The organism is Zhouia spongiae (genome assembly GCF_022760175.1).
GTDB lineage: Bacteria > Bacteroidota > Bacteroidia > Flavobacteriales > Flavobacteriaceae > Zhouia > Zhouia spongiae.
Window position 1 is genome coordinate 2,685,401 of record NZ_CP094326.1, and the last position, 16,746, is coordinate 2,702,146.

18 protein-coding genes and 1 tRNA gene are annotated in these 16,746 nt (G+C 37.7%); 7 read left to right on the forward strand and 12 right to left on the reverse strand.

The genetic code is table 11. The features are described 5' to 3' along the window. Window positions 1-73: 73 nt before the first annotated feature. From mnmE to MQE36_RS11830, 6 genes are all read right to left on the reverse strand, one after another. Window positions 74-1,471: a tRNA uridine-5-carboxymethylaminomethyl(34) synthesis GTPase MnmE gene (gene mnmE, locus MQE36_RS11805; RefSeq protein WP_242936180.1), complete on the reverse strand. Its 1,398-nt coding sequence runs from the start codon at window positions 1,469-1,471 to the stop codon at window positions 74-76. A 416-nt stretch (window positions 1,472-1,887) separates the two neighbouring features. Next, window positions 1,888-3,006 carry a DNA polymerase III subunit beta gene (gene dnaN, locus MQE36_RS11810; protein ID WP_242936181.1) on the reverse strand — a complete coding sequence of 373 codons (1,119 nt, stop codon included), beginning with the start codon at window positions 3,004-3,006 and terminating at the stop codon, window positions 1,888-1,890. 124 nt (window positions 3,007-3,130) lie between these two features. After that, entirely contained in the window at window positions 3,131-4,804 is a 1,674-nt protein-coding gene (gene gldG, locus MQE36_RS11815; protein ID WP_242936182.1) for a gliding motility-associated ABC transporter substrate-binding protein GldG, read from the reverse strand. Next, window positions 4,805-5,533, reverse strand: a complete 729-nt coding sequence (gene gldF / locus MQE36_RS11820; RefSeq protein WP_242936183.1) for a gliding motility-associated ABC transporter permease subunit GldF — start codon at window positions 5,531-5,533, stop codon at window positions 4,805-4,807. Window position 5,534: 1 nt separating this feature from the next. Then, entirely contained in the window at window positions 5,535-5,831 is a 297-nt protein-coding gene (locus MQE36_RS11825; protein ID WP_242936184.1) for a putative quinol monooxygenase, read from the reverse strand. A gap of 15 nt (window positions 5,832-5,846) precedes the next feature. Further along, the gene (locus MQE36_RS11830) at window positions 5,847-6,683 is read right to left on the reverse strand and encodes an SAM hydrolase/SAM-dependent halogenase family protein (protein ID WP_242936185.1); all 837 of its coding nucleotides are present in this window, start codon (window positions 6,681-6,683) and stop codon (window positions 5,847-5,849) included. Between the two features lie 194 nt (window positions 6,684-6,877). Between MQE36_RS11830 and MQE36_RS11835 the strand changes: the two genes are divergently transcribed. The 3 genes from MQE36_RS11835 (at window position 6,878) to MQE36_RS11845 (ending at window position 9,267) form a co-directional block, all read left to right on the forward strand. Then, entirely contained in the window at window positions 6,878-7,837 is a 960-nt protein-coding gene (locus MQE36_RS11835) for a PhoH family protein (protein WP_242936186.1), read from the forward strand. A 99-nt stretch (window positions 7,838-7,936) separates the two neighbouring features. Continuing rightward, window positions 7,937-8,890 carry a phosphoribosylaminoimidazolesuccinocarboxamide synthase gene (locus MQE36_RS11840; RefSeq protein WP_242936187.1) on the forward strand — a complete coding sequence of 318 codons (954 nt, stop codon included), beginning with the start codon at window positions 7,937-7,939 and terminating at the stop codon, window positions 8,888-8,890. A gap of 170 nt (window positions 8,891-9,060) precedes the next feature. After that, window positions 9,061-9,267 carry a transposase gene (locus MQE36_RS11845; protein WP_278286659.1) on the forward strand — a complete coding sequence of 69 codons (207 nt, stop codon included), beginning with the start codon at window positions 9,061-9,063 and terminating at the stop codon, window positions 9,265-9,267. A gap of 102 nt (window positions 9,268-9,369) precedes the next feature. Here the strand turns inward: MQE36_RS11845 and MQE36_RS11850 are convergent. Continuing rightward, window positions 9,370-9,443, reverse strand: a tRNA-Met gene (locus MQE36_RS11850). A gap of 176 nt (window positions 9,444-9,619) precedes the next feature. On the opposite strand from MQE36_RS11850, the gene MQE36_RS11855 reads away from it, so the two are divergent. Together MQE36_RS11855 and MQE36_RS11860 are read left to right on the forward strand one after the other, a co-directional pair. After that, window positions 9,620-10,003, forward strand: coding sequence for an START-like domain-containing protein (locus tag MQE36_RS11855; RefSeq protein ID WP_242936189.1), 384 nt, complete (start codon window positions 9,620-9,622; stop codon window positions 10,001-10,003). A gap of 59 nt (window positions 10,004-10,062) precedes the next feature. Next, window positions 10,063-10,908 carry an aminotransferase class IV gene (locus tag MQE36_RS11860; protein WP_242936190.1) on the forward strand — a complete coding sequence of 282 codons (846 nt, stop codon included), beginning with the start codon at window positions 10,063-10,065 and terminating at the stop codon, window positions 10,906-10,908. Here MQE36_RS11860 and MQE36_RS11865 read toward each other — a convergent pair. The 5 genes from MQE36_RS11865 to MQE36_RS11885 all read right to left on the reverse strand — a co-directional run bounded on the left by MQE36_RS11865 (window position 10,905) and on the right by MQE36_RS11885 (window position 15,571). Beyond that, window positions 10,905-11,465: a YqgE/AlgH family protein gene (locus tag MQE36_RS11865; protein ID WP_242936191.1), complete on the reverse strand. Its 561-nt coding sequence runs from the start codon at window positions 11,463-11,465 to the stop codon at window positions 10,905-10,907. The genes MQE36_RS11860 and MQE36_RS11865 overlap by 4 nt on opposite strands. Window positions 11,466-11,593: 128 nt before the next feature. Then, window positions 11,594-11,866 (reverse strand): HU family DNA-binding protein, encoded by a 273-nt coding sequence (locus MQE36_RS11870; protein ID WP_242936192.1) that lies wholly within the window; start codon window positions 11,864-11,866, stop codon window positions 11,594-11,596. Between the two features lie 191 nt (window positions 11,867-12,057). After that, complete coding sequence (gene fmt, locus MQE36_RS11875; protein WP_242936193.1) at window positions 12,058-13,008, reverse strand: methionyl-tRNA formyltransferase; 951 nt, start codon at window positions 13,006-13,008, stop codon at window positions 12,058-12,060. Between the two features lie 26 nt (window positions 13,009-13,034). Next, window positions 13,035-14,936 (reverse strand): RecQ family ATP-dependent DNA helicase, encoded by a 1,902-nt coding sequence (locus tag MQE36_RS11880; protein ID WP_242936194.1) that lies wholly within the window; start codon window positions 14,934-14,936, stop codon window positions 13,035-13,037. Between the two features lie 101 nt (window positions 14,937-15,037). Then, window positions 15,038-15,571 (reverse strand): AAA family ATPase, encoded by a 534-nt coding sequence (locus MQE36_RS11885; RefSeq protein ID WP_242936195.1) that lies wholly within the window; start codon window positions 15,569-15,571, stop codon window positions 15,038-15,040. Between the two features lie 105 nt (window positions 15,572-15,676). Between MQE36_RS11885 and MQE36_RS11890 the strand changes: the two genes are divergently transcribed. Next, window positions 15,677-15,967 (forward strand): DUF493 family protein, encoded by a 291-nt coding sequence (locus MQE36_RS11890; protein ID WP_242936196.1) that lies wholly within the window; start codon window positions 15,677-15,679, stop codon window positions 15,965-15,967. 120 nt (window positions 15,968-16,087) lie between these two features. Next, on the forward strand, window positions 16,088-16,729 hold the full coding sequence (locus MQE36_RS11895) for a DUF4290 domain-containing protein (RefSeq protein ID WP_242936197.1): 642 nt from the start codon (window positions 16,088-16,090) through the stop codon (window positions 16,727-16,729). Window positions 16,730-16,746 lie beyond the last annotated feature (17 nt).

Sequence of the window (16,746 nt, forward strand, 5' to 3'; positions counted from 1 at the left end):
GGGTAAAAAGAAAATATTTAAATAACTTGTTTACAGTTATTTAAGGTTAAATGAATTCAAAAAAAATTGCTGTCTATTTGCCAATACAAAAATTCGAAAAAATATTCCCTAACAGGTCATCAGATGATATTTCACCTGTAATTTCACCAAGGTGATATAAAGCCTGGCGGATATCGATTGCTAGCAAGTCGCCTGAAAGTTCATCTTGTAACCCGAATTTTACTTTTTCGATTTCTTCAAGGGATTTTAACAGGGAATCGTAGTGACGGGTATTGGTAACGATCGTCTCATTGTTACGTAAAGCGCCTGTATTTACGAATTCTAAAAGCTTATTGGTCAGCTCCTCAACTCCCTGTCCGGTTTTGGCGGAAAGAAAATGTATGTCCGGAATTTGAGACTTGAGATCTGAAATTTGACGGTTGTCAAGTTTGTCAACCTTATTGGCAATGATTACCAATGGTTTTAAAGGGAATTTATTTTTGATTTTTTCAATTTCTACCTGTACCTGTTTGTGGTCTATTTGATTCGTAAACGGTAGCGAACTATCAAAAAGATATACAACCACCTGAGATTGTTCTATCTTCTCGAAGGTTTTTTTGATCCCGATACTTTCTACCACATCTTGGGTTTCACGTATTCCGGCGGTATCGATAAATCGAAAACCGACCCCGCCAATAGATATCTCATCTTCTATGGTATCGCGGGTAGTTCCGGCAATATCGCTAACAATGGCGCGCTCTTCATTAAGTATGGCATTTAACAATGTGGATTTTCCTACATTAGGTTCTCCTACAATAGCTATCGGGATACCATTTTTAATTACATTTCCAACAGCAAAGCTGTCAATCAGGCGTTTTAGAACATGCTCTATTTTATCTACCAGAATCTTAAATTGTGTTCGGTCCGCAAATTCTACATCTTCCTCGGCAAAATCGAGCTCCAGTTCTATGAGAGAAGCAAAGTTTAAAAGTTCTTCACGAAGCTTCTGTATCTCATTGCTGAATCCACCACGCATTTGTTGCATCGCAATTTGATGAGAAGCGGCATTGTCAGAAGCAATCAGATCAGCTACGGCTTCTGCCTGGCTCAAGTCCATCTTACCGTTCAAAAATGCCCTTAGTGTAAATTCTCCGGCATCGGCCATTCTACATCCGTTTCTTAAGAACAACTGTATGATCTCCTGTTGAATATAGGGAGAACCATGGCATGAGATCTCTATGGTATTTTCTCCGGTATAGGAGTGAGGTCCTTTAAAAACAGAAACCAGCACCTCATCCAGCACCTTATCTCCATCTGCTATGTGTCCCAGATGTAAAGTATGCGATTTTTGTTTTCTGAGGTCTTTATTTTTTATTGATTTAAAGAACGGAGCTACAATAGTAACAGCATCGTTTCCCGAAATACGGATAATGGCTATGGCGCCTGCACCACCGGGGGTGGCTAATGCTATGATATTGTCTTGAGATTGCATATCAAAAAATGATTTGTGCAAAAATACGATTTACAGTTCAATTTGTCTGGCATAGGCTATAGTGCTTTTTGTAACAATCCCAAAATCTTATCGTTTTAATAATGTAATCAATCAAAAGATCATTGATTATGGGGAAAGAGAATCAATTAATAATGAGAAAACCCGTTTAAATAAATTAGCAGATCATATAACCGGACTTTTTTATACCTTATAGCGTATTTCCCTGATATTCTCATTTGGATTCGGCATTCATGGCAATAACCGTTATGACTTTAGTTCTTCAATAATAAAAACCATTAAGCCTTCTAGGGGCGGGAACCGTATTATCCGTTAAGCATTCTAAACTTTCGGGCAAAAAAAACGCCTGTAAAGTATAGTTCCACAGGCGATAGATATATAGGGGGTTGGTTAGGTGCTTAGTTGTTCAGCATCACCGGCATTACCAGCATTGTAATGTGCTCTCCTTCATCTAAACCATCAACCGGAGTTAAGATTCCGGCCCTGTTTGGCAGGCTCATTTCAAGCTGCACCTCATTAGAATTAAGATTATTGAGCATTTCTGTCAGGAAACGCGAGTTGAAACCTATTTGCATATCATCTCCCTGATAGTCGCACGTAAGCCTTTCTTCAGCTTTGTTACTGTAGTCAATATCTTCTGCTGAGATGTTAAGCTCGGCACCGGCTATTTTCAGACGAATCTGATGTGTTGTTTTATTCGAGAATATGGAGACACGCTTTACAGAATTCAAAAACTGTGTTCTGTCGATATTAAGTTTATTAGGATTCTCTTTAGGGATAACGGCTTCGTAATTAGGATATTTTCCGTCGATTAAACGACAGATCAATTCGAAATTATCAAAAGTAAACTTAGCATTACTTTCATTGTATTCTATATTAACATCGCTTTCACTACCAGCCAGAATCCCTTTAAGTAAATTAAGCGGCTTTTTAGGCATAATAAATTCAGCTACCTCAGAAGCCTTTATATCCGAACGTTCGTATTTTACCAGCTTATGAGCGTCGGTAGATACAAAACGGATATTTTCAGGTGAAAACTGAAAAAATACCCCGCTCATTACAGGTCTTAGATCATCATTTCCCGTTGCAAAAATAGTCTTACTGATGGCAGTTGCCAATACATCACCAAGCATATTTGTCGCGCTGGGGTCAGTAAGTTCAACAGCTTTAGGGAACTCTTCCCCGTCTGCGTATGCCAAAGCATATTTACCGTGGTTAGAGCTAATCTCTATGGTGTTGTTGTCTTCGGTAACAAACGTTAACGGTTGCTCTGGAAAAGTTTTCAGGGTATCTAATAATAAACGTGCCGGTACGGCAATACTACCGGTGGCATCAGACTCAACTTCTAATTCTGAACTCATGGTAGTTTCCAGGTCAGATGCAGATACCGTTAATTTATTTTGATCTAATTCAAAAAGGAAATTATCTAGAATAGGCAGGGTGTTACTGTTATTAATGACACCACCCAAAACTTGCAATTGTTTTAATAAGTACGAACTTGATACTATAAATTTCATCGGTTTACAATTTTCTCTTTTTTGTACAGAAGTGAAAGGTTTTGTTTATTAACTAAACAAGGGCTTCACTGATATTACAAATATATTTGAATTGTATTTTTTACCGAAAATAACTTATTAACATTTAAGATGTGTGTTTTTTACGTCGGATAAGGTTAAAAATCCATCCTGATATCAATAGTAAAATAACGGGAACCCCTGTATTTACAAGCTGCCAAAGCTTTTTGCTGTTGGCAACTTTTTCCGTGTCCAGAAATGGCAGCTCAACTTTTTTAGAGCGAATGTTTATAAGTCCGCTGTCATCCAGCATATAATTTACGCTATTTAACAGAAATTCCTTGTTGCCATAGAAATTATTGGTCCATTTATCATACCCTAATTCCAGGGGCCTTCCGTTTCGTATTTGATTCCCGATAAGATCACCGTCGGCAATTACAATCATTTTGGTGTCGTCGCCGGTATTTTTTGGGTTTGTCGTATTGAACGGTTTGATGCGATTTTGATAAGCCGAATTAAACGAACCTTCAAGGAGTACAGCCAGAGGTTGGTTTCCGTTGTTGTAAGAATTTTTGTCCGGTTGCCGGCCGATAATATCCAAGCTGATCTCTCTTGGAGTACCTTCTGTTTTTGATAACGGAGAACTGCTGAGTAAAATAGTTTTTTTGGTGCTGCTTTTTATAGTATCAATGCTATTGGCAAATTGAAAGCGTAAAGCTTCGATATTATTGTTGACAGGGTGGCTGTTGTCAGAAAAGACCATTGGTGAATAAAACCAGGGTAGTGGATTGTACTGAGAGTCATTTCCTGTCCCTGAAGCCAAGACAATTTGAGTAAAATACAGGTCTTTCACCAGCACCGGATTGATCCGTATTCCGTATTTAAAGAACAGGTCATTCAGATTCAGATCCCTTGGGAAAGCAATCGATTTACCCTGATCATTAAATAAGCTGTCCAGTTCGGCAACGGTCTGGTCTATTAGCCAGATTGACTTGCCTCCATGCATGGTGTATTGATCTAAGACGTATTTTTCTTCTTCGCTGAACCTTTCAGTGGGCTTGGCAATAATCGTAAGATCGTACTCTTTTAAATCTTCTAGTGTTTTTTGAGGATTATTGCTGACAGAATCCAAGGTAAAAGGGGCTATTTTGTAATAATCTCTTAGTGTGGTCAGGAAGTCAGATAGATAAATATCTTCAAGTTCGCCATTACCCCTTAAAACAGCTATTTTCTTCTTTTCCCTGATGGTTAGTTTTTTAATGGCATCAGCAAATACATATTCCAACTGCTGTACAGAATTGTTTACACGTTCTTCGGAGGTGGCACCTAGCTTGTTTTTCAGCAATGAAACTTTAACCGATTGATTTTCCAGATTGGCTACAGCCCAGGGAAAGATAAATTCCTGCGATACTTTGCTGCCTTCACTGACAGTAACGTTTAGAGGGGTTAAACCCAATTGCTGAAGACCGGTAATCGTTTTATTCTTATCCCGATCATCCTCTAACGGATCTACAAAATTAAACTGAATAAGACGGTTTGTAGCAGTAAACTCCTCTAAGAGTTGCTTGACCTCTGTTTGTAGTTTTCTGAATTCCGGTTGCAGGTCGCCTGCCAGAAGGATATCAATGACTACCGGTTTATCAAGGGTTTTTATAATATCTTTTGTAGTTTCAGAAACAGTATATCTTTGATCCTGGGTAAGGTCTATTCTGCAGTAAAATCTATTCGAAATAAAATGAACAATTATGAGAACAACAATTGTTAAAATAACCGATTTGCTATGTTTTTTATAATAGTTCAATTACGATGGCTGTTTAGGAGTTATTTTTAAGGTAGTTAAAACAATAAAAAGAATACAGACACTTACGAAGTAGATAAGGTCTCTGGAGTCTATAACCCCTCTTGAAATACTGTCAAAATGTACCTTCATACCAATGTCCGTAAGAAAGGAGGCCTTGTTTCCGAAAAGGCCTGAAATACCTTCAAACCCGTAATAGAATATAAAGCAAATAAGAACGGCCATGATAAACGCAACAATCTGATTACCGGACAGCGTAGATGTAAAGATCCCAATCGACGTATATGAAGCCGATAGAAATAGCAAGCCCGAATAAGATCCTATAGTGCTTCCCATATCGATATTTCCAGTCGGGTTACCGAGTTTCCAGATGGTGACCACATAGAGTAATGTCGGTAATAAAGTAATAATGGTAAGAATAAAGGCTCCCAGGTATTTTCCTAATACAATTTCTAACGGACTAATGGGTTTGGTGAGTAATAGTTCCAGTGTTCCCAATTTTTTTTCATCGGAGAAGCTCTTCATGGTAATGGATGGTATAAGAAAAATGAGGATCCATGGAGATAGCTGAAAGAAGCTGTTAAGATCGGCAAAACCATTATCGAATATATTGAAATTTCCCTTAAAAACCCAGAGGAATAACGAGTTAAGCAATAAAAAAGCACCAACGACCAAATAGGCGATAGGCGATGCAAAGAAGCTGTTTATTTCACGTTTTAAAATGGTAGTCATACTATGGTAAACTTACAACTTTATGTACACTCCAAGCTTCCGGTTTTGCATTAAACCATTCTTTTGTGGTTTTCCAAACCTTTTTAAAAAGCTCTGAGTGCCTGTATTTTTCCAGATCATCTTCGTGTTCCCAATAGCTATAGGTGAAAAAGATGTTAGGCTGATTTTTATCTTGATATAATTCTAAGAAACGACATCCGTTAAAGTTTCGTATATATTGTTTGTTTTTATGGAAATGCGATAAGAAATCTTCAATCTTATCTTCTTCAAAATGCATTTTTACAATCCTTACAAACATAATTTAATCGTTGTACTAGTCTTCAATAAATTTAATACTTACCGTATCTCTGTAATCAAGGCCAAGCAGGGACGAAGCTCCCCCTACGGTATTGAGATTACTTCTGTATATGGCGATCTCTATATTGTTCTGAGAATTAAATATAGCCAATTTTTTACCGTCGTAATCCCGTTTATTATCATCAAGGTTAAAGTTGACAATATCACTGTATTTGTCATAAATAACAGTAAACTTATGGTTCCGTGCCGAAAGCTCGAACTTGCGGTTTTTTTGGATACCGTTAAAGAGTTTTTTCGATATGTTGGTAACTACATTTCCGTAATTGTCAATATATATTACATTTCCGGAGATCTGAGTTTGATCAGAACTGACAATAGGCATCAACTGTTTGATAGGTTTAAGCCTGTCGGTAACTTTCCCTATTACCTCCAGCGTTCCGCCGCGGGCTATATGAGCGGCTACTTTAACAAAAACATCAAGCACGGGAAAAACACTTTCTACCCGGTCATGTATATTGATTTCGACTACTTTTTCCGGACGGAATTCAGAAGCTAAAAGCGTTAAAATGCCATTGTCGGCCCCAATAAAAAAATGTTCATTAAGCTTTACGGCTATATGTTTGTTCTCGGCGTTAAGTTCTGCATCTACCCCGATAATATGAATACTCCCTTTGGGGAAACTTTGATATGCATTTTGCAGTATATAAGCAGCTTCCTGAATATTAAACGGATTAATACTGTGAGTGATATCAACAATTTTTAAATTCTCAGATTCGTTATAGATAGCACCCTTTATAGCTCCAACAAAGTGATCTTTCTCTCCAAAATCGGTTGTTAAAGTAATAATGGGCATTGATTAACTGTTGATATTTTGTTAAATTTAATATACTTAATTAAGAAATCATATCGTATTGATTAGTACATTTAACTAACATGGCTGATACGAACCACAAACGTACTAAAAAAGAAACTCATTAACCATATTTGATGATTCACTTTTTTAACCTAACATTGATAAACCAATTATTAACTACAATCAGATAGCTTTTGAACGAACTTGTAATTGAACTAACGGAAATCAGTCCAAAAGGTTTTTTTGGAACACAAAATTCTAATATTGAACTGTTAAAAAAATATTTTCCAAAACTTAAAATCGTAGCCAGGGGGAATAAGATAATAACTTATGGCGATGAAGAAATGCTTGAAGAGTTTGACAAGCGGATGGATATGCTGGTAACACACTTTGGGAAATATAACAAGCTTGACGAAGACACTATGGAACGTATATTGTCGAGTACCGATTTAAACGGTATAGAAGAAGCAGAAAGTGAAGGTGAAGTATTAGTGCACGGAGTAGGAGGGAAACTGATAAGGGCACGGACACCCAATCAAAAAAAGCTGGTAGAGTTAATGAGCAAAAACGATATGGTGTTTGCTATAGGACCGGCCGGTACAGGGAAGACATATACTGGGGTTGCCCTGGCAGTTAAAGCACTGAAAGAAAAGCAGGTAAGGAGGATTATTTTGACACGACCGGCAGTGGAAGCCGGTGAAAACCTTGGTTTTTTGCCCGGGGATTTAAAAGAAAAATTAGATCCTTATATGCAACCTCTATATGATGCCCTCAGAGATATGATTCCTGCCGAAAAGCTGGCTAGTTATCTGGAGAAAGGAGTCATTCAGATTGCACCCCTGGCCTTTATGAGAGGACGGACATTAGATAATGCCTTTGTAATATTGGATGAAGCACAAAATACGACGCATTCTCAAATGAAAATGTTTTTAACCCGTATGGGAAAAAATGCCAAGTTTATGATCACCGGTGATCCGGGTCAGATCGATCTGCCGAGAAGGGTTATTTCCGGATTAAAGGAGGCCCTGTTGGTATTGGGGAATGTAAAAGGGGTAGGTGTCATATATCTGGATGATAAAGATGTAATTCGACATCGTCTGGTGAAGAGTATTATAGAAGCCTATAAAAGAATAGAACACGATAATGAATTTTAGTTTCTCAGGCGATCATAATTAGCAAGTTAAAAATTGTAATTCCAAAATTGGAATTCGTAAAACCCTTGTATCTTTGCAGGCAAATTCAACACAACTTTAATGAGCAATACAATTACAAAAACTGATTTTCAATTTCCAGGACAGAAAAGTGTATATCACGGCAAGGTAAGGGAGGTATATAATATTAACGATAACCTGTTGGTGATGATCGCTACCGACAGGATTTCTGCTTTCGACGTAGTAATGCCAAAAGGAATTCCTTATAAAGGGCAAATACTAAATCAGATAGCTACCAAGTTTATGGAGCAAACAAAGGACATTGTGCCCAATTGGTTGGTAGCAACGCCTGATCCCAATGTTGCTGTCGGACATCTTTGTGAGCCTTTTAAGGTGGAAATGGTCATTCGGGGGTATTTATCCGGTCATGCTGCCAGAGAATACAAAGCAGGTAAAAGAATTTTGTGTGGAGTGGCAATGCCGGAAGGGATGAAAGAAAATGATAAATTTCCCGAGCCTATTATAACTCCTGCCACTAAAGCAGAACAGGGAGAGCACGATGAAGATATTTCGCGTGAAGAGATTCTGAGCAGAGGTATTGTAGCTCAAGAAGATTATGAATTATTAGAGAAGTATACGCGGGAATTATTTAGGAGAGGTACTGAAATAGCTGCGGAGAGAGGTTTGATATTGGTAGACACCAAATATGAATTCGGAAAAACGAAAGATGGCAAGATTGTCTTGATTGATGAGATTCATACACCGGATTCGTCAAGGTATTTTTATGTGGACGGGTATCAGGAACGCCAGGATAAGAATGAGCCCCAAAAACAGCTGTCTAAAGAGTTTGTAAGACAGTGGCTTATAGAAAATGGTTTTCAGGGAAAAGAAGGTCAGCAGCTGCCGGAAATGAGCGATGCCTATGTACAAACGGTTTCAGAAAGGTACATAGAACTTTATGAGAATATTATGGGGGAGGATTTTGTAAAGGCGGATGTATCGGATATAGAAGATCGCATTGCCGTGAATGTTGAAGAGTTTTTGAAAATCAAATAAAAAAAGCAGGAGGTTACTTGATAATACAATTAGAAGGCCGTTCTGTTTCAGTACGGTCTTTTTTATTAAGGAGGGGTAATATTGAAAACATTTAGGGTTCAGTTTAAAGGAGTGAAGAATACTGAACTCTTCCTTTTCAGATTAACAACAATCTTTGCATAAACACAACAATTGGGCATGATCCGTTTAAAGCTTTTAACACCATAGCTAATACGATAACTATGAACTATAAATCGATCTTGAATTATTTTATAAACAGGAGCACCAATGCTTCGGCTGAATCTTTCAATGCTAAAATAAAAGCGTTCAGAGCACAGTTTAGAGGAGTGAAAAATGTAGAATTCTTCCTTTATAGATTAACTACAATTTTTGCATAAACACAACAATTGGGCATGATCCCATGATCCCCTATACCACATTCCTTTGAATATAATGCATAAAAAAGAGAACCAATTTCTTGATTCTCTTATCTCATTTTGTAGCGAGGACGGGATTTGAACCCGTGGCCTCCGGGTTATGAATCCGACGCTCTAACCAACTGAGCTACCTCGCCCGATCCTTACCAGGCAAAGTCTTAATGCAGACTTTTTGTGCTTAGCGGGTGCAAATATAGAAACTAATTTTACTACCACAAATCAAAAAATGAAAAAAAATATTTTTTCAGAAAAAGTATTGCCGTTTCAAAGAAATAAGTATATTGTCTTTTTAAATTTATTAAAGTAATATTACATGCAAGATAAAGTAAAATACGAACTTGAATTCCCCATACACTCGTCTCCACAATTACTATATCAATATATATCTACGCCTTCCGGACTCTCTGAATGGTTTGCTGATAACGTAAATTCAAGAGGAGAGATGTTTACCTTTATTTGGGATGGTTCTGAAGAACAGGCAAAGCTGTTAAAAAAGAAAAACGGTGTTCTTGTAAAATTCCAATGGGTACACAATGAGGATGACAGTTATTTTGAAATGAAAATTGTCGTAGACGAAATTACCAAAGATGTATCATTGATTGTGACTGATTTTGTTGAAGAAGATGAAATAGACGAAGCAAAGATGTTGTGGGAAAATCAAATTTCAGATCTTAAACACGTAATCGGCTCTGTTTAATTTACAGAATCATAAACTATCAACTATATTTGTGCCTTGATTTATTCAAGGCATTTTTTATGATTAACTTTAACGGGAATACTTTAGCAGACGACAGTAAGTTTTTAAATCATACCAACAGGGGCTTCCGGTATGGCGACGGTTTATTCGAAACTTTAAAAGTAGTGAACTCCAAGATCCTTTTCTGGGAAGATCACTATTTCAGGTTAATGTCATCCATGCGTATTTTAAGAATGGAAATACCGATGGAATTTACACTCGAGTTTTTAGAAAAAGAAATTCTTGGTCTTGTTAAGGTCAATAAACTTGAAAATACTACAGCAAGAATTCGTTTTACTGTGTTCAGGGATGCAGAAGGTTTTTACCTTCCGGAAAACAACAATGTCGGCTATACCATTGAAGCTGTTGAAATAACAAACCCATTTTATGTTATTAACGACCTGCCCTATGAGGTGGAATTGTTTAAAGACCATTATGTTGAACCCGGTTTGCTTTCTACTTTAAAGACCGGCAATAAGCTGATAAACATAGTGGGAAGTGTGTTTGCAAAAGAGAATGATTATAACAATTGCCTTTTGGTTAACAATAGCAAGAATGTGGTGGAAGCTTTAAACGGGAATTTATTTTTGGTAAAAGGGAATGAAATAAAGACGCCCCCATTGTCTGACGGATGTCTGAATGGGATCATGAGGAGGCAGCTTATCAGTATACTGGGATCTGTTGAGGAGTATGAGTTAAAGGAAGAATCAATTTCTCCTTTTGAGCTTCAGAAAGCAGATGAGTTATTTATTACCAATGTAATTATCGGGATACAACCGATAACCAAATACCGTAAAAAAACGTATCGTACAAATGTGGTCAAGAGTATTGTAGGAAAGTTGAATGTAAAAGTAAGGCTGTCTTAGTTTAAGTTAGGGTTTTCAGGAGCATTGGACCAAATCAGGTAATCGCCCCCAAGTTCAATCATTTTTTCTTTCCAGAAATAGTTGGCAGATTTGTTTATAACGTTACTCTTGTATTTGTTCTCGGTAACAATCCATGAATTTCCGGTAAGTTCTTTTTCTAATTGAAAGATAGCCCAACCTGAATACCCCAGAAAGAACCGTATTTCCGATTCCTTGATGGTGCCGTTATTGATGAGGTCGATTATTTTTTCGAAATCGCCGCCCCAATAAATACCGCTGGAAATCTCTACGCTGCCTGGAATTAAATCAGGAACCTTATGGATAAAGTAAAGATTATCCTGTTCTACGGGTCCCCCGTTATAGACTAAGAAATTTTTTCTGATATCCGGGATTAGTTCATTGAGCCTGAACTCTAGTGGTTTGTTTAGAATGAATCCGATAGAACCTTCTTCATTGTGTTCGGCCAGAAGCACTACAGATCTATTGAAAGATGCATCTCCAATTATAGATGGCTCTGCAATGAGCAAATGTCCTTTTTTTGGCTTTAAGGCTACCATTGGTTAGTTATTTACTCTTAAATTTAACTAAAAAATTCCCAAGTTTCAAAATTTGGTTCTGAAAAATTGATAAGGTAAATAAAAAAGCGCCCAAAAGGCGCTTAATGTGTTCTGTATTCCGGTAGTCGTTAGTTTACAGCGCCAGAAAGATCAGCACCAGCTTTAAACTTAACTACATTTTTAGCAGCAATTTTGATAGTTTTACCGGTTTGTGGATTTCTACCTTCTCTTGCAGATCTTTTAGACACAGACCAAGAACCGAAACCTACCAAAGAAACTCTGCCTCCCTTTTTTAAAGTACCTTCTACATTACCTAAAAATGATTCTAATGCTTTTTTAGCTGCTGCTTTTGTGATGCCGGCATCGGCTGCCATAGCATCAATTAATTCTGTTTTGTTCATAATTCAACGAATTTAAAACTTACTTGTTGGTTAAACATTAATTTTAATTAGCCTATACAAATTTATACGGATTATGCAATCATGCAAGTAATATCAAGGGAAATCGAGTATTTTGTTAATAACTTCGGCTCCATTGTTAATAAAGTAAGCTTTTTTGGACAAAATTTGCTCATCTCGCTCTGTATAAGGGCTTAACGAACATAAGCTTCGCTTTTTATTTCATATCCATTCAAAACGTCTTTCACATCCATCCTTCTTTTTCCGGGAAGCTGAATCTCTTTTAAGATGATATATCCATTACGAACCGCTACTTTAATGCTGTCTTTTGTGGTGATCAGTATCCCTGTTTTGTCATTGTGGTCTATTCTTTCAACAGCAGTGTTGTATATTTTTATAAAAATCTCTTCCGTCGCATTGTACAAGGTCGTCCATGCAGCCGGGTATGGACTAAGCCCTCTGATATGGTTGTAGATAGTTTCTATAGAGAGCGTCCAGTCTATCTTACAAGTATCCTTATGTATTTTATAGGCTGCATTTAGAGGTTTGTCGTCTTTCTGAATAGAAGTGGCAACATCGGTTGTTTCTATTTCCCTGATTGTTTTTAAAACCAGCTTGGCGCCTGTACTCATCAATTTGTCATGCAGCGTACCGGCATTTTCGTCCGGGGTTATATCGACACTTTCCTGAAAGATCATGGCTCCTGTGTCTATCTTTTCATCTATAAAAAAAGTGGTAACACCTGTTGTGGTCTCCCCATTTATGATAGCCCAGTTTATGGGGGCAGCTCCACGGTATTGAGGCAATAAGGATGCGTGTAAATTGAAAGTGCCGTATTCTGGCATTTGCCAAACGGCTTTTGGGAGCATTCTGAATGCAACTACCACTTGCAGGTTTGCATTAAGCAACCTTAATTCCGAAAGAAATTCCTCGTCCTTTAAATTGGTAGGTTGTAAGGTCGGCAATTCTTTTTCAACAGCATATTTTTTTACTGCGGATTGCTGTAATTTTCTGCCTCTTCCTGCAGGTTTGTCAGGGGCAGTAACGACCCCTACTATATTGTAATTATTATCGACTAATGTTCTTAGGGTTTCTACGGCAAAATCCGGGGTTCCCATAAATACTATTCTTAAATCCTTTTTCATTCTGTATGTTTTCTTGTCAAAAGTATTCATTTGAGTTGATATTCATTTTTTTGGTTGATACATATTTTATCATCCTCTAAAAGCCGGCGTATAGCTTCAATAATAAATTCTTCACGAAAAGTTAATTGTTCATGGATTTTTCTTGAAGAGAGTGCGCTGTTTTTCAAAAGTTTTAATATTTGCTCAGCGACAATATCGAGTACCTCATGTGAAGTTTTTTTCTGCTTCTGGAGAATGCAGAAAGAACAGATTCCGCATGGACGCAAGTCATTCTCTCCGAAGTAGGAGAGGAGTTGTACACTTTTACACCTATCGTTCGTGTTGCAATAGTCGAAAACTGCTTGAAGCTTATTGACTTTAAGCTTATTTTGCTTTTTTACGTCTTTAGCTATTATGTTTATAACCCTGTCGTCTTCCCTGGGGACTAAAAAGGTGATCTCGGCATCTGTGTTTTTAGCATTCAGGGCAATAATTTCATCCTTTGCGAGTTGTTCCAGCACATTCATTACGTCCTCTTCAGTAGAAGCTGTTTTACTTGAAATGAGTACTGTATTGATTTTTGTGGGGAGGTCAAAGACACCTCCGTATGTCCTTAAAATAGCCTGGACAATTGTTTCAATCTTAGGGTACTTGTCCATATAGGAGAACAAGCTGTTGGAGTTTACGGTAAATTGAAGAACGATGTTGTTTTTATAAGATTCTGTAAAATTAATAACCGAATGCCTGTCTAACGTTTTAAGACCGTTATAGGTTAGCAAGCCATTGAACCGGTATCTATGGCAGAATTCGTTAAAGTTAAATGCAAAAACCTCATCTTTTCCTTCTCCGTAACTCACCTGAAAAAAATTATTGAGTTTCTTATAGAGAAGTTTAAGGAAACCGGTGTCTGGAATTACTTTAATAAACTGTTCTTCTGCCTGTGACTCATCTGATTTGTTTTTAAGGATAACGGCAAACGACTTGTTTCCGTCCCTGCCGGCCCTTCCTGACTCCTGATAGTAATTTTCGATACTGTCTGGTAGGTTTAAATGAATAACGGTCCTTACATTAGGTTTGTCGATACCCATGCCAAAAGCATTGGTAGCAACCATAACCTGTATGTCGTCACGGAGCCAGGCTTGTAGTTTCTCCTGCTTTTCATCAGAGGAAACCCCGCCGTGGTAAAAAGCAGCTTTGATTCCCAGTTGGGTTAAAAATTCGGTGTAACTGACAGTGGCCTTTCTGCTGGTTACATAAATAATTGAAGAACCTTTGTTTTTTTTTAAGATCCGTTCGAGCTTGTACTTTTTATCTTCTTCTTCAAATACCATATATGCAATGTTCGGACGAGAAAAAGAACTTTTAACTGTTTGTGGTTGTCGCAGATTAAGGTTGTTTATGATATCTTTTTGAACATCTGCTGTGGCAGAAGCTGTCAGTGCAACGATGGGTACTTGAGGAAAGGTTTCTCTTAACCATGAACAATTCCTGTATGCAGGCCTGAAATCATGTCCCCATTCAGAAATACAATGTGCCTCATCTATAGCGATCAGGTTTACAGGCATTTGTCTTATCCGCTCCTGCACCAACTCTTGCTGTAGCCGTTCTGGAGACAAGTATAAAAATTTATAATTGCCATAAATGCAGTTGTCCAATAAGGTGTCTATATCATTATGTTTTAAACCTCCTGTTAGTCCAATAGCTTTTATATTTTTATTTTTTAACTGGTTTACCTGATCTTGTATGAGTGCAACAAGAGGCGATATAACAATACATATACCATCCAAGACCATTGCAGGAACCTGGAAACATACAGACTTTCCGCCACCGGTAGGAAGGAGGGCGAGAGTGTCTTGTTTGTTTAAAAGATGGTCTATGACTTGTTCCTGGGGCTCTCTGAATGAGTCAAATCCCCAGTATTGTTTTAAAACCGATAATGGATCAAGCATTAAATAACATATTATTTATGAGTGAAAGTTACTAATAAGCGGGCAAGCTTACCTTATTCCCCAATAAATTTTTAAGCTTCTTCAGGTTTATGGCAATACACCTACAGGTTTTTTTCAATAAAATCCGCTCTCAGGTCTACAGTACCTGTCGGAACTTCGACCAAGTGATAACCATATCTTTTGTATGCAGCTTCAAGGTGGTCATGGATTAAGACGGCCTGCTCAAAATTTTCGTAACGCTCATTATCACTGATATAGATATCTTCCCATGGGGGGAGTAAAAATATTTTATCGTAGGTATGTTGTTCACAGGCCCGGGTAAAATAAGGAGGGTATGTTTGATTGGCATAGTCGAGGTAAGCTACTACATCAGGAATGCCCCTGTCGAGGAAAACACTTTTTTCCGGATGGTTCAGGGCTTCTTTAAATTGAGAGACTCTTCCTTCGAGCAGTTTTTTGCTGAACAATAGCGGATCTTCTAAAAACAGTTGTTCGATCCCTTGTTTCTGGGCTTCTAACGTTACCTGTCTCGAAATTTCCGGAAAGCATACATGTCCACGTTGCTTTAAGATTTCTACCACTGATGTTTTTCCCGTTCCGGGTCCTCCTGTAATAACAATTTTCTTATGACTCACTCCTGGCAATATTCAGGCGACAAAAATAGTGAAATCTTCATAGAACCCGAAAATTGAAATCTAAAGCCTATCTTTGCATCTGATAATCGCGATCAGTTAAGAGTAATGGAAAACCAGGATAACAGAAAAGCTTTTTACGAAAAGTTAAGACAGCAGTTAGAGGATACATCAATATGGCCGTCCCAGTATTTATATAAATTTATTGTCCCGACTGATGTTGATAAGATCAATCAGGTAGAAGCTTTGTTTGATAATATGGGAGCTGTTATCAACACCAAGAAGTCTACCAAAGGGACATATACGAGTATTACGATTTCTTTAAAAATGGGATCTCCGGAAGCGGTGATAGAAAAGTATCAGCAAGCTGAGAAAGTAGACGGGATTATTTCTCTCTGATAAATTGATTTGTCGATTCTATAAAAATTAGTATTTTGCAGTGCAACGCAAGATTGACTTCCGGAATATGAGATTCACTGCGTACTTCATTCATTTAATGAATTAAAACCAACAATTGTTTTGATTGAAAATTTAGAATATAATAGCGAGCGTCCGAAGCTGATTATACCAGAATATGGACGCCATATACAAAAACTTGTAGATTTTGCCATTTCTATAGAAGATAAGGGTGAACGCAATAAAGTAGTTAAAGCCATTATAGGCGTAATGGGAAATCTGAACCCGCACCTGAGAGATGTGCCGGATTTTCAGCACAAGTTATGGGATCAGCTGTTCATCATGTCTGATTTTAAACTGGATGTAGATTCTCCTTATCCTATTCCAACCAAGGAAATGCTTTCTGAGCGTCCTGAAGGCCTGGATTATCCTCAAAATTATCCTAAATACAGATTTTACGGGAATAATATCAAAAGGATGATCGATGTGTGTAATAGTTGGGAAGAAGGGGAGCTAAAACAGGCGCTTAAGTATACCATTGCCAACCACATGAAAAAATGTTTCCTTAACTGGAACAAAGATACCGTTGATGATGAGGTGATCTTTGAGCACCTGTATGAACTGAGCGGCGGTAAAATAAATTTGGCGAAGTGGGATGAAGACCTGACCGACAGCTCAAACCTTATTCGTACAAAGCCCAATAAGCAGCACCGTCCTAACGGAAAAAAACATCATAAAGGAGGCCGTAACAAAAAACGCTATTAAAAAATCTTTACCGACTT